General features: G+C 64.5%; 10 protein-coding genes. 4 read left to right on the top strand and 6 right to left on the bottom strand.

The window, feature by feature from the left end; translation table 11 throughout:
• Window positions 1–5: 5 nt before the first annotated feature.
• From LJ362_RS05955 to LJ362_RS05940, 4 genes are all read left to right on the top strand, one after another.
• Window positions 6–1,103 (top strand): coenzyme F420-0:L-glutamate ligase, encoded by a 1,098-nt coding sequence (locus LJ362_RS05955; RefSeq protein WP_264801229.1) that lies wholly within the window; start codon window positions 6–8, stop codon window positions 1,101–1,103.
• Window positions 1,104–1,185: 82 nt separating this feature from the next.
• The gene (locus LJ362_RS05950) at window positions 1,186–1,878 is read left to right on the top strand and encodes a hypothetical protein (protein ID WP_264801228.1); all 693 of its coding nucleotides are present in this window, start codon (window positions 1,186–1,188) and stop codon (window positions 1,876–1,878) included.
• Complete coding sequence (locus LJ362_RS05945) at window positions 1,866–2,636, top strand: CoA transferase subunit A (protein WP_039212669.1); 771 nt, start codon at window positions 1,866–1,868, stop codon at window positions 2,634–2,636. Before LJ362_RS05950 ends, LJ362_RS05945 begins: the two co-directional genes overlap by 13 nt.
• Window positions 2,637–2,648: 12 nt before the next feature.
• Complete coding sequence (locus tag LJ362_RS05940; RefSeq protein ID WP_264801227.1) at window positions 2,649–3,311, top strand: CoA transferase subunit B; 663 nt, start codon at window positions 2,649–2,651, stop codon at window positions 3,309–3,311.
• A 404-nt stretch (window positions 3,312–3,715) separates the two neighbouring features.
• Here LJ362_RS05940 and manA read toward each other — a convergent pair whose 3' ends face one another.
• The 6 genes from manA to LJ362_RS05910 form a co-directional block, all read right to left on the bottom strand.
• Window positions 3,716–5,035 (bottom strand): mannose-6-phosphate isomerase, class I, encoded by a 1,320-nt coding sequence (gene manA, locus LJ362_RS05935; RefSeq protein WP_264801226.1) that lies wholly within the window; start codon window positions 5,033–5,035, stop codon window positions 3,716–3,718.
• Window positions 5,036–5,330: 295 nt separating this feature from the next.
• Entirely contained in the window at window positions 5,331–6,899 is a 1,569-nt protein-coding gene (locus LJ362_RS05930) for an NlpC/P60 family protein (protein WP_264801225.1), read from the bottom strand.
• A 1,503-nt stretch (window positions 6,900–8,402) separates the two neighbouring features.
• Window positions 8,403–9,923, bottom strand: coding sequence for an LCP family protein (locus tag LJ362_RS05925; protein WP_264801223.1), 1,521 nt, complete (start codon window positions 9,921–9,923; stop codon window positions 8,403–8,405).
• Between the two features lie 346 nt (window positions 9,924–10,269).
• Window positions 10,270–11,418, bottom strand: coding sequence for an acyl-CoA dehydrogenase family protein (locus tag LJ362_RS05920; RefSeq protein ID WP_320109171.1), 1,149 nt, complete (start codon window positions 11,416–11,418; stop codon window positions 10,270–10,272).
• A 38-nt stretch (window positions 11,419–11,456) separates the two neighbouring features.
• Window positions 11,457–11,984, bottom strand: a complete 528-nt coding sequence (gene purE / locus LJ362_RS05915) for a 5-(carboxyamino)imidazole ribonucleotide mutase (protein WP_169251907.1) — start codon at window positions 11,982–11,984, stop codon at window positions 11,457–11,459.
• A 95-nt stretch (window positions 11,985–12,079) separates the two neighbouring features.
• The gene (locus tag LJ362_RS05910) at window positions 12,080–13,282 is read right to left on the bottom strand and encodes a 5-(carboxyamino)imidazole ribonucleotide synthase (protein WP_264801221.1); all 1,203 of its coding nucleotides are present in this window, start codon (window positions 13,280–13,282) and stop codon (window positions 12,080–12,082) included.
• Window positions 13,283–13,295: the final 13 nt, after the last annotated feature.

Genomic DNA, 13,295 nt, shown 5'->3' with positions numbered 1-13,295 from the left:
CCGGCATGAATGACCGTCTGCTCACCGTCTACGCGCCTCCCGTCGAGGAAGAGATCGCGTCGGGCTCCGACCTCTCCGCGATCCTCATCAACGCCCTCCGGCGCAACCGCATCGACCTCAAGGACGGCGATATCCTCGTCGTCGCCTCGAAAGTCGTCTCCAAGGCCGAGGGACGCCTGCGCACGGTCTCAGATCGCGCCGAGTTCGAGGAACTCGTCGTGGAGACCGGCACCCACTTGGTCGCTGAACGCTCCTATCGCTCCGGCACCACCGTCCAGATCGTGCGCACCCCTGCAGGCACCGTCCAGGCCGCAGCGGGCCTCGACCAGTCGAACTCCGGCGGTGCCGTCATCCTCCACCCACTCGACAGCGACCGGTCCGCCGACGGCCTGCGTCGACGAGTCGAGCAGGCCTTCGAGGTGCGCATCGGTCTGGTCATCTCGGATACGAGTTCCCGGCCTTGGCGGGTCGGGGTCGGCGATATCGCCATCGGCCTGTCCGGGTTCTCCGGCCTCGACGACCAGCGCGGTCGCCCCGACGACGACGGGCGCGTCCAGACGGTGACCGTACGCGCGATCGCCGATGAGATCGCAGCGGCCGCCGACTTGGTCAAGGGCTCCTCCCGCGGACTGCCCATGGCGTTGGTCCGCGGAGCCGGCGGATACCTCGACAATGGCGACGAAGGCGCCCGTGCACTCTCCCGCGACCTCGGCGAGGACTGGTTCCGACACGGCCATGTCGAAGCCATTCAGCGCGGTCTGGGAGTCACCGACCTGCCCGGCAGCGCCCCTGCCGGCGACGACAGCGACGACATCCTCGAAAGGGTGTCTCGAGCGATCCGCGTCGTCCGCGCCGGGCAGTCGCGGACTCCCGGCCATGGCGCGTGGCGGATGCGGATCGAGGGGTCGGGATCGCGGATCACGCTCAGCCCCTCTGACTCGCCGGCGACCGCCCAATCGGGCGGCCCGCCCCTGCTCGAGGCGATGGTCGGACTCGGATCTCTCGTCGAACGCCTCCATACAGCCCTCTTCGCCGAGGACCTCAGCGCCTCCACGCGCTATCACTGGGTCGATGGTGAGCTCGGGGCCTTCCCCCGCGGGTGACGATCGACATCGGCCTCATCGTTCACTGACCCTCCCGACCCTCCCGACAGGCTGCATTCGGAACTCAATAATGGAAGCGGATATGGATCTCTCAGTCATCGCGCGCACCGGCGGGCCCGTCCTCATCTGGCGCGGACCCGATTTCGATCGCCTCGACCTCACCGGCCCGGTCGTCTCGAACTGGGTGAATAAGGGAGTCGGCCTCTTCGGCGACTACGACCTCGGACCGGACTTCACTCTCTTCGCTCCTCTGCCGGAGGGGCTGCACTGGCGCGAACTCGTCGCTGTCCTCAGTGTCCTGCTGGCCGGGGGCCGCGTCGTCATCGCGAACGAGGCACCGGACGGGGACTTCATGGCCCTCGTTCCCTTCGGCCACGAGGATGATGACCAGGTGGCCGATGCCGACGAGGTCTTCGTCTTCAATCCCCCGGCCCTGGCGCTGAGCACCCCGGTCGATGCCGACTTCATCGACGTCAATTCCGCCATCCGCGCCTACCCCGATGTCGCTGCGCGCCGCCTCGACGCTTCGGGAGTCCTCGAAGTGGGCGGTCAGGTCATCGACTGGACGAATTCCGAGTCGACCGACGCAGCCCGTCCGCAGGGGCTGCTCGCCTCGAACTCGACCCCGTTGCCGGGCGAGTGGCCGCGCTTTCTGCAGCACCTCCTCGGCGGTGGTGAGGTCCTGCTCACCAGCAGAGTCGACGATGCTCGCATCACGGACCTGGCCGCCGGGCTGGGAGTGGTCCATGGCACACTGGGCACATGGACAAAGTAGTTGATACCCCCGCAGCAGCGGTGGCCGACATTGCAGATGGATCATCGATCGCCGTGGGCGGCTTCGGTGTCGTGGGCGTGCCCGAATTCCTCATTCGGGCCCTCCAGGACCAGGGAGCCAAAGACCTCGAGGTGATCTCCAACAACGCCGGCGTCGACGGCCGCGGACTGGGTATTCTGCTCGCCGACGGACGACTCCGCCGCATCATCGCCTCGTATGTCGGCGAGAACAAGGAATTCGCCCGTCAGTACCTCTCCGGTGAGCTCGAGGTCGAACTCACTCCGCAGGGCACCCTGGCGGAGAAGCTGCGCGCAGGAGGCGCCGGCATCCCCGGCTTCTACACCATCACGGGCGCTGGGACGCAGGTCGCCGAGGGCGGCATGCCCTGGAAGTACGACTCTGACGGCAACGTCGTCAAGGAATCTCCGGCCAAGGAGACGAAGGTCTTCGACACCTTCGGAGAAGAGAAGGAATACGTCCTCGAGAAGTCCCTGGCTCCCGACTACGCACTTGTGCGCGCCGCCATCGGTGACCGGCACGGCAACCTCGTCTTCCACTCCTCGGCACGGAACTTCAATCCCCCGGCCGCACAGTCGGCTCGCATCACTATCGCCGAGGTCGAAAAGCTCGTCGAACCCGGCGAGATCGATCCGGACATGGTCCACGTGCCTGGCGTCTTCGTCCACCGCGTGGTGCCGCTGACGCCCGAACAGGTGGCGGACAAGCCCATCGAGAAGCGCACCGTACGAGAAGCCTGAGGAGACACAGAAATGTCATTGACACGCAATCAGATGGCGGCCCGTGCCGCCCAGGAACTCGAAGACGGCAGCTACGTCAACCTCGGCATCGGCATGCCGACGCTGGTGCCGAACTTCCTGCCCGAGGGTGTCCACCTCGTGCTCCAGTCAGAGAACGGCCTGCTCGGCGTCGGCCCGTACCCGACGGAGGATGAGATCGACCCCGACCTCATCAACGCGGGCAAGGAGATCGTCACGATGAACCCGGGCGCTGCGTACTTCGATTCGGCGGCGAGCTTCGGGATGATCCGCGGCGGCAAGATCAACGCCGCCATCCTCGGCGCCATGCAGGTGGCCACGAACGGCGACATCGCGAACTGGATGATCCCGGGCAAGATGGTCAAGGGCATGGGCGGCGCGATGGACCTCGTGCACGGTGCCCAGCGCGTCATCGTCATCATGGACCATGTCGCCAAGGACGGCTCGCACAAGCTGCTGAAGTCGTGCGAGCTGCCGCTGACCGGAAAGGGCGTCGTCGAGCGCATCATCACCGATATCGCCGTGCTCGACGTCAGCGGTGATTCGTTCACCCTCGTCGAACTCGCTCCGGGCGTGACCGTCGACGAAGTCAAGGAGAAGACCGGCGCCGAGGTGATCGTCCCCGCCGACGTCCCCACCATCGAGGTCGCCGCCTGAGTTCCGAGTGACCGGCCCAGGCCTCACGCGTGTAGTGGCCGAACGAGGGCACTTGGTGGTCGAACAGTGGTCACGTTCGGATGCTCTGATCGCACAGAGATATCCGAACGTGACCACTGTTCTGTGTTCTGCCGCCGGCGCATCGCAGTCTTGACCACCCACGCGCTGGCATCGACCGCCGCCGAACACCGGATTTGTCCGTCAGGACCGTCGGACGTTGCTCGACACCGTAGGAAACGCAGATTGTTGGGTCGATCCACGGTGGTTACGTTGAAGAAATCACCGCGGATCGACCCAACAATTCTGCAGGGGCCCTGCACACCGATCAGCAGGGGTGAGTAAGCATTCGCTGGGGCGAGTTGAGCAGACGAGCTCAGCCGACGGTGGTGGCGGACAGCGCGCGCTCAGCGGCCGGCAGCTCCGGAATTCAGTCCGGTGGTCGCTACGAACACATCGCCGTGGCCATCGGCCGTCACCGTCGGTTCGTTGGCCGCGATGAAGGCGCTCTGCCCACGTTCGAGGGTGAGCGTCGAGCCGAGCGAGCTGAGTGTGACAGTTCCCGCGGTGCACAGCACGATCGCCGCACCGCGCCGTTCCACCGTCGTCGTGCGCGGGCACCGCAGTGCCTGCAGAGCGAAGTCATCGGTGGGTCCCAGCAGCATTCCCGAGTGATCGGGTTCGACCATCCGGGGTGCACCGGCGTGGAAGTCCGTGATCTTCGACAGCTGTTCGATGTCGACGTGCTTCGAGGTCAGCCCGCCGCGCACGACGTTGTCGCTCGAGGCCATGATCTCGATGCCGGTGCCGAAGAGGTAGGCATGAAGCACTCCGGCGTCCATGGTCAGCGCTTCTCCCGGCTGCAGGTGAACTCGGTTGAGCATGAGACCGACCAGCGCGCCAGGGTCATGGGGATAGTCGGTGACGAGTTCGCAGAATGTCTGCGCCGGGTCGACCGCGCTGCCTGACCGGCTGATGTGTCCGACCGGCAATTCGTCGATACCGTGGGCGGCGACCTCGTCGACGAGCCCGGGCGTCCGCGGATCACTGAGGATGATTTCGACGGCGCGAGACAGCGCCTTGGATTCGCTGAAGGACTTCAGCGCTGCGATGATCGCTCCGAGCACGTCCAAGGACGGCGGAGTCAGCGGCTGGGAGAGCATCCGCTCGAACGTGGCCCGCACGGCCTTGCGCGGGCGGAATCCCGTGAGCGCGTGAAAGTCGGTGAGTGCGTAGATGAGCTCCGGTTTCGCCGAGGCGTCCTTGAAGTTCCGGTCGGGAGCGTCCAGTGCCGGTCCGGCCGCTTCCTCGGCGGCGAATCCGGCCCGGGCCTGTTCGCGATTCGGGTGCACCTGGATCGACAGAGCCTTGCTCGCCGAGAGCACCTTGAGCAGGAACGGCAGTCGCGCGCCGAAGGAGTCGAGGGAGTCATGGCCGAGCAGACCTTCAGGGTCCCCCGCCAAGTACTCGATGAGGTTGGGTCCGAGCCGAGGCTCGGTCTCGGTCGCCACGCCGCCCGTCGTCTGCTGCCCGCCGAGGCGGTTCTGCCGTTCCAGCGGAGCCTGGGACGGCGTGTGCCCGACGTCGAGTCGAGAGGGGCTGACCGGGTGGGCTCCGAGCCAGAGTTCCGCGCAGGGGGTGCCGTCCGGGACTGTGCCGAGGATCGCGGGAATCGCGTCGGTGCTGCCCCATTCGAACTTCTTGACCGTATTGTGCAGACGATGCACTGCGGGCCCCCTTTTGACAGGATCGAGTCGGATTCACATCCGGTGTTCTTCGGTTGTGCTCAGTCCAGCCTAGCCCGGCTGTCGTGGCCGGGATCGGCACTTCACTGACTGTTCAGCCGAAGTCACAATCTATTCACCGCGTGTCACCTGCGCAGATACATATGGCCCGGTCTCTGCCACCTCCGGAATCGTCCGGGAAACCAGACAGTGCCCCGAGGGAGATCCACACTGGGATCGCCCTCGGGGCACTGGCCGGCAGGCGCTGTACGCCCTGTCTTCGATGCCTGGCCTGGTGTCAGCCGACTACGCGGATGACCTTGGCTCCACGGTTCAGCATCCAGCTGTAACTGCGCTTCGTGGTGTTCGTCCGCGTCGAGCCGGCATCGTACATCTGGCCCTTGGTCTCGGAGATGATTCCGATATGACCGGGGATCCAGATCAGGTCGCCGGCCTTGGCGTCCTTGAGCGAGATCTCCTTGCCGGCGTAACGCTGCTGACTGGTCGTGCGCGGCAGCTTGATGCCGTTCTTGCCATAGACGTACTGGGTGTAACCCGAGCAGTCCCAGCCGGACTTCGGCGAGGTGCCGCCCCAGACGTACTTGACGCCGAGGTTGGCCTTCGCATCCTTGATGATGGACGCACGCTGGGCCGCGATCTTCTCGGCCTTGGACGGCTTGTCCTTCTTCTTATCGTCGTCCTTCTTCTTGTCGTCCTTGGACTTGTCGTCCTTCTTGGAATCGTCCTTGGACTTGTCGTCCTTCTTGGAATCGTCCTTGGACTTATCGTCCTTCTTGGAATCATCCTTGGACTTATCGTCCTTCTTGGAATCATCCTTGGACTTATCGTCCTTCGAGTCCTTGTCGTCTGCAGAACCTTCCCCGGAGTCTGCAGGCGACTTGTCATCGGTGGAATCGTCTCCCGGCGGCGTCGTGCCGCCCGGAGCATTGTCGTCGCTGACTCCGCCGGCGATCGAACCCTTGGGAGAGAACTCGGTGGTTCCGTAGCCTTCGGCCCAGACCAGACGTGCGCCTTCGAAGAGCTGCTCACCGCGGCCCTTCTTGTAGACCACGTCCGACTTGGGGTAACCGAGGTGACCCTTGACGGTCCCCTTGTCACCCCAGTACTTCATGATGGTGCCGGAGGTGTAGTGGGCGCCGGTGCTCTTCGACCAGTAGAACGAGCCCTTTTCGAAGCGCTGTGCGACGCCCCCGCCCTTGAGGCCGCCCTTCTCCGCAGAGGTGGGCAGCCCCAAGTCGGTGACTGCATTGCCCTTGTACGCCGAAGCGATCGCTCCGGACAGGTGGTAGGCACCGGTCTTCTTGGACCAGTAGACAGTGCCCTTCTCGAACTTCTGTGCCTTGGCGCCAGAAACGCCCTTGACGTCGTATTCCTTGCCGAGAGCCTTGCCGAGCTTGTTCTTCTCGGCGTACTTCTCGATCGAGGTCTTCGCCTTCGGCTTCTCGGTCTTCTTGTTGTCGTCCTTGGACTTGTCGTCGTCCTTGGACTTGTCGTCGTCCTTGCTGTCGCTGGGCTGTTCGCCGGTCTTCAGGATCGAATTGACCGTCGAACGCATCTCACCCAGCTTGGCGTAGAAGGCGTCACCCGGGCAGTCGGTCTGTCCCAGATCGCGGTGGCCGACCAGGTTCGACTTCGTCGCTTTGGAGATTCCGTTGATCGAGAACTTCCAGGCGATCGCCGAGGCGACGGCATCGCGTGTCTTCTTCGGCGGGGCCGCGCTGTTGTAGGTACCCAGCACGGAGATGCCGAAGGTTCCGGTGTTGTGTCCGGCGACGTGAGCGCCGATGACGGCCTTCTCGACGTCACCGCCGCGGGCGTGCCAGAGGCGGCCGTACTTGTCTGCCACGACGTGTATCCGATGTCGTTCCAGCCGCGGCCCTGCTGGTGGTAGGCCTGGATACCGCGGATGATTCCGGGAACGTCGGCGGCCGAGTAGCTGTTCGAGCCGGAGGTGTGGTGGACCACGGCCTGTTTGATGCCGCTGGCGTAGTCGGGGCTGCCGCGGTAGGCCTTGGCACCCCACGAGCTGCGCGAGCCGATCTTCGGCTTCGACACCTTCTTCGCCACGGTGTCCACCGACGACGATCCGGGTACGTAGTTCTGGTTGGTCACCGTCGCACCGGCGGCCGCGTCGACGTTCTCTGCGGATGCCGCCTCGGCGTCGGTCGAGTCCTCGGTCGACTGATCCGGCGCGGTTTCAGCACCGGCGGAGTCGCCGCTGACCTGATCGTCGAGCTCGACGGGATCGTTCTCGGCGACGGCCTGAGCGTCGCCGGCGTCCCGCTTCGGATCGACGAGGACGAGTTCGGCCTCGCTCGGTGCGGAGTCACCGAGGATGCGCATCTGCACAGCGGAAGCGTTCGACACCGTCATCGGTTCCGAACCCTTGTTCTGGGCTTCTTCCTGCTGCTCTTCGTCCAGGGTGTCCCAATTGCCCCATTCCGAACCCTGCTTGGTGCGGACCTGGATGCGGATATTGGACTTCGACTCGGAGAAGGTGAAGCCGACCAGGCTCGGGTTGTTCGCGGGAACGTCGAGGACATCGGAGATGAGCGCGATGTTCACTCCGTCTTCGGTCTTCTGACGGACCGAACCGGAAATGTCGTCTTCGCCCTCGGCCTTCGATTCGTCGGACGAATCCTTCGCGTCCTCGTCCTCGGACTTCGGGGTCTCGGTCTCTGCGCCCTCGGCAGGAGTCTGCTCGGTCTCAGACGGAGCCGAACCCTCGGACGGCGCGGCCTCGTCGGCTCCGGAGGTCAGTCCGGCGGAGACGTTGTTGACCGAAGCCGCAGATGCCGATGCCGAAGCGTTGACGATATCGGGCACCTTGGCCGAGGCCAGGGCAGTCTGCGACTTGAAGATATTCGGCAGATTGCTCGTGGCGCTCTGGTTGGCGGCAGTGGCGGTGGAATCACTGGAATCGCGGGCACCGGGGACGTTGAGTCCCTCTTTGCTGACGTTCAGCGCCTCTTTGGACACATCAGGAGACGTCGTGGCTGCGGAAGCCGACGGTGCCGTGACCGCTAAGGTGCCGACCAGCGCAATAGAAGCGCAGCCCGCAACAGTGGGCAATAGATATTTCATCGTTACAGCCTTTTCGAGGAAGACAGGGAAGTTCAGGCCTCGAGGTCCCCTTCACCGTTGGCAGAACGGTGGGCAACCCCAACATCTCAAAATTGTTACACATTTTCGGCGTGTCAGACTAGCCACAGAGCAGAATATTCTAATTACACGAGTGTGGTTCCCAGTATTGGCAAGGGACACACCGAGCAAAAGATTTTCCCGGAATCGTCATGGGATCGACCGATTCGGTCATTGGCCTCATCACGACCGACCCCACTGCAGCGCCTCACGGCACGTAGCAGATCGCCTTTGCGTCGGCTTCTTCGCCGTTGTCAGCAGCGGTGTCGCCGGCACCCTGTGCCAGCAGCTGCGGCCCTGAACCGGGGTTCGGATCGAGTCCCGCATCGACTCCGGCAGCGGCTGACAGGTCGCTTCCGGGAACCGAGAACGCGCCTTTGTCCTCTTCGGAGGACTTCGACGACTCATCGATCTTATCGGCTACCAGCTGATGTGCCACATCGAAGTCGGGCTGTGACGGAGTGATACGCGGCGGGGTGAGGTCGACGGACTCGATCTTCTGCGACTTCACCTTGAGCGCGAGGTCGACGAACGAGTCCACCTGAGACGAGGGGATATCAGTCGACACGGCCCCCGGAGTGGCTTTAGCAATCGACTGGTAGCGGGTGAGCACGGTGGCCGGGTCGAGCTGTTTGACCATCGCCGTCTGCACGCAGCGCTGGCGGACCATCCGCTCGTAGTCGCTGGAGAACTCTCGGGAGCGGGCGAACCACAGCGCATGGAAGCCGTCGAGCTTCTGTTTGCCCGGTTCGATCCATCCCTTGACCGGCCCGTGCTTGCCCGTGTTCGGATCGACCTTCGACGAGATCGGCACTCGCTTGCCGGAGACGAGCGTGATTCCGCCGAGGGAGTCGATGAGGTTCTCGAATCCCTTGAGGTTGATCATCGCGTAGTACTGGACCTCGAGTCCGGTGGCACCCGAGACCGCATCCATCGTCGCCTGCTCGCCGGCCGTCTTCGGGTCCTCGAACTCGTCCTTGTGCTGCTCGCCCTGCTGGAATACAGCGTTGAGCAGACATTCGTCACCGCAGTTGTATCCCTGCGGGTAGTGCTTGTGCAGCGGAGAGTCGTCCGGGAACGGCACGTTCTCCATATTTCGAGGCAGGCCGATGATGACGGATTTGCCGGTCTTCGCATCGATCGAGACCAGCGACAGCGAGTCCGGTCGGATTCCCGTCCGCCCTTTTCCGGCGTCCGAACCCAGCAGCAGGATGTTGTATCGGCCGTCGACGGGTTTGAGTGCCTTGCCTGAGGCGAACAGGTCGCTCATCAGTCCGCGCTGCGAGTTGAGAATCGTCGTCCCCCAGGCCAAGGGGCCCACGACGATGAGCAGGAGGGCACAGAAGGCCGCCACGAAGCGTTTGCGGGCCCTTCGGGAGATCGTGACGATCCGGATGCGGCGCAGGGTGTCGAACAGGCACACCGCCCAGTTGATCGCGATGACGGGCACCCAGATGGTCAGAAAGGTGAGGATGAAGGGATTCGTGCCGATGGTGAAGAGGAACGTCCGGCTGATGAGGACGATCACACCGGCGATCAGAGCCAGGATCCAGCTGATGGCGGTGATCGACAGAGAGATCTTCGCCCAGCGGCGGTGGCCGAAGAGCAGCTGCACTCCCCCGGGCACGAGAGCCGTGACGAGCAGCAGAAGCCACGCCCGCACATCACGCGTCGGCTGCGAAGCATACGACGGGTGGCGGATCGGGTCCACATATCTCGTCTCGGCCACTGACTTCCCTTCGCTTCGGGCTCTGCTCACGGACTGCTTCCGGCATCGACATCCGCGGGTGGCCACGCACAGGTCGCATCGCCCCATCGGGTGTCCACAGCAGACAACTGTGCCAAAGACACTTCAGAGTCCACTGTGTTCACCTATTGTGTCGCGTGAGAACCATCGATTCCGGCACATCCGCGCCGCGCATGTCGGATTCGTCGCGTGTGCGATTCTTCACAGACAGAAGAACGGGCGCCGCAGACTCCCGTCTGGGGAATCCGCGGCGCCCGTTCGATACAGACCGGACGGCACCGTGCAGCCTTGACCAGGTGCGGCCTGCCGCAGAGCGTCCGAACCCGGCTCAGGCGAGGAGCTTGCGTCCCATCACCATGCGCTGGATCTGATTGGTACCCTCGTAGATCTGCGTGATCTTCGCATCGCGCATCATCCGCTCGACCGGGTGGTCGACGACGTAGCCCGCTCCGCCGAGCAGCTGCACGGCGTCCGTGGTGATCTCCATTGCGGCATCGGAGGCGAAGGCCTTCGCCGCGGCGCCGAAGTACGTAAGGTCCTCATCACCACGTTCGCTCTTGGCGGCAGCCGTGTAGGTCAGCTGGCGTGCGGCCTCGAGCTTCATGCCCATATCGGCGAGCATGAACTGGATCGCCTGATTATCGGCGATCGACTTGCCGAACTGCTGCCGATCCTTGACGTAGGCCAGGGCATAGTCGAGCGCGCCCTGGGCGACGCCGACGGCCTGCGCTGCGATCGTGACACGGGTGTGGTCGAGGGTGCGCAGGGCGATCTTCAGCCCTTCCCCGGGCTCACCGACGATGCGGTCGCCGGGCAGGCGGACATTGTCGAAGAGGAGCTCGCGGGTGGGCGAGCCCTTGATGCCGAGCTTGCGCTCCTTCTCCCCGAAGGTGAAGCCCTCATCGGACTTCTCGACGACGAAGGCGGAGATGTTGCGTCCACGGGCTCCGTCGGGGTCGGTCACGGCCATGACCGTGTAGTACTCGGATTCTCCGGCGTTGGTGATCCAGGTCTTGACCCCGTTGAGGATCCAGTCGTCGCCGTCACGTTCGGCACGGGTCTTCATCGATGCGGTGTCCGATCCGGCTTCGCGCTCGGAAAGGCCGTAGGAGAATCCTGCTTCACCGGCGGCCACGGAGGGGAAGTACTTCTTCTTGATCTCTTCGCTGCCTCCGAGCTGGACAGGCATGCTGCCGAGCTTGTTCACAGCCGGAATCAGCGAGGATGAGACGCAGCCGCGTGCGACCTCTTCGATGATGATCGACACGGCCAGCGCATCGGCGCCCATGCCCCCGTACTCTTCGGGGATGTGCGCGGCGAAGAAGTCCGTCTCGACGAGGGCGTCATGCGCCTCCTGCGGATAGCGGGAGTCTGCGTCGACTTCGGCGGCGAACGGCGCGACCTTCTTCTCGACGACGTTGCGGACTGCGGCGCGGATCTCTTCGTGCTCTTCGCTGGGCTGGTACAGGTCGAACATCATTCTCCTCAAACTTATCAAACGTTCAGCAAGCTCTATTATTCCTGCAGCGCCCGCCCTTTGTCGAGAGCGACCTGCCGCAGCTGGGACCGATAGTCATCGAGACGAGTGCGCAGAGCCTCGGCTTCGGCACCGTGACCTGCCCCGAGGATGCGCGCCGCCAGCAGGCCGGCGTTCTTGGCACCGCCGATCGAAACGGTGGCCACGGGAACTCCGCCGGGCATCTGCACGATGGACAGCAGCGAGTCCATTCCGTCGAGATGCTTCAGGGGAACGGGAACACCGATGACCGGAAGTGAGGTCATCGACGCGATCATCCCGGGCAGATGAGCCGCTCCCCCGGCACCGGCGATGATCACACGGATGCCGCGGTCGGCCGCGGACTTCGCCCAGTCGACCATGTCCTCGGGCATCCGGTGAGCGGAGACCACTTCGGCGCTCGATTCGATCCCGAGCTCATCGAGGGCATCGGCGGCGGCCTTCATCGTCGGCCAGTCCGAATCCGAGCCCATGACGATGCCGACCGGAGCCGCCGTGTCAGTGGAGCCTTCGTTCGCTGTGGTCATCAGTGCGTCCTTCGCTGCAGGCGGTTGAAATCCGTCGGTGCGGATGGGTGGCGGGTGGTGTAGGCGTGCGGATGAGTGGCGGATGAGTCCGGGGCTCAACGTGTGCCGGATTCGCCCTCGGCCCGCAGGTCCTCCGGCGCGGGCATCTGCGGGTGCGGATCGACATCGACGCCGGCGATGAAGTCCGCAGCATGCCGCGCACGGGCGAGCACGAGCTGCCGATCCTCGCCGTAGGCATTGACGTGGCCGACCTTCCGCCCCGGCCGCACGCCCTTGCCGTACAGGTGGACCTTCACTGCCGGGTCATGGGCCATGACGTGGAGGTACGGCTGATACAGGTCGTCGTGATCGGCGCCGAGGATGTTGACCATCACGGACACGTCCTCCCGTGCCGCGGGGCTGCCGAGGGGAAGGTCGAGGACCGCGCGGAGGTGCTGCTCGAATTGGCTCGTCACCGCTCCGTCCTGGGTCCAGTGCCCCGTATTGTGCGGGCGCATCGCGAATTCGTTGATGAGGAAGCCCTCGTCGGTCTCGAACATCTCCATCGCCATGACGCCGGTGACCTCGAGGGTGCCGGCGACCGTGAGGATCGCTTCGGTGATGGCCCGCGCCTTCTCCTCGGACAGATGCGGCGCCGGGGCGATGGCCTCCTTGCACACGCCGTTCTGCTGCCAGGTCTCGACGACCGGCCACACGGCGGTCTGCCCCATCGGGGAGCGCCCGACCATGACCGCGAGCTCGCGGTTGAAGTCGACCTTCTCCTCGGCGAGCAGCTGAGGAACCTCGTTCAGCCACTCGACGGCCTCGTCGAGGCTGTCGATGACGCGCACGCCCTTGCCGTCATAGCCGCCGCGGGGCGTCTTGAGGATGAAGGGGTATCCGACGCGAGCGGCGAACGCCTCGACATCGGCGGCCGAGGTGATCTCCGCCCAGGCGGGGTTGGGCAGACCGAGTTCGTCCATCTTCGTGCGCATCCGGATCTTGTCCTGGGCGAAGATGAGGGCATCGGGCCCGGGGCGCACGGCGTGTCCGGCCTCGACGAGAGCCTGCAGATGCTCCGGTGGGACGTGTTCGTGGTCGAAGGTGATGACGTCGACGGTCTCGGCGAAGGCCTTGAGCGTCGGATAGTCCGTATAGTCACCGACGGTCACCTCGCTGATGACCTGTGTGGCGGGGGCGTCGGCGGTCTCCGCGAGAACGGAGAAGCGGACGCCGAGGGCTTCTGCGGCGGGGGCGAGCATGCGTGCCAGTTGACCGCCGCCAATGACACCGATTCGAGGAAAAGTCACGTTTTCCATCCTATCTTCCGCG

The organism is Brevibacterium sp. JSBI002, from assembly GCF_026013965.1.
In the GTDB taxonomy this organism is placed as follows: domain Bacteria; phylum Actinomycetota; class Actinomycetes; order Actinomycetales; family Brevibacteriaceae; genus Brevibacterium.
This window is presented reverse-complemented; position numbering and strand designations above follow the sequence as displayed.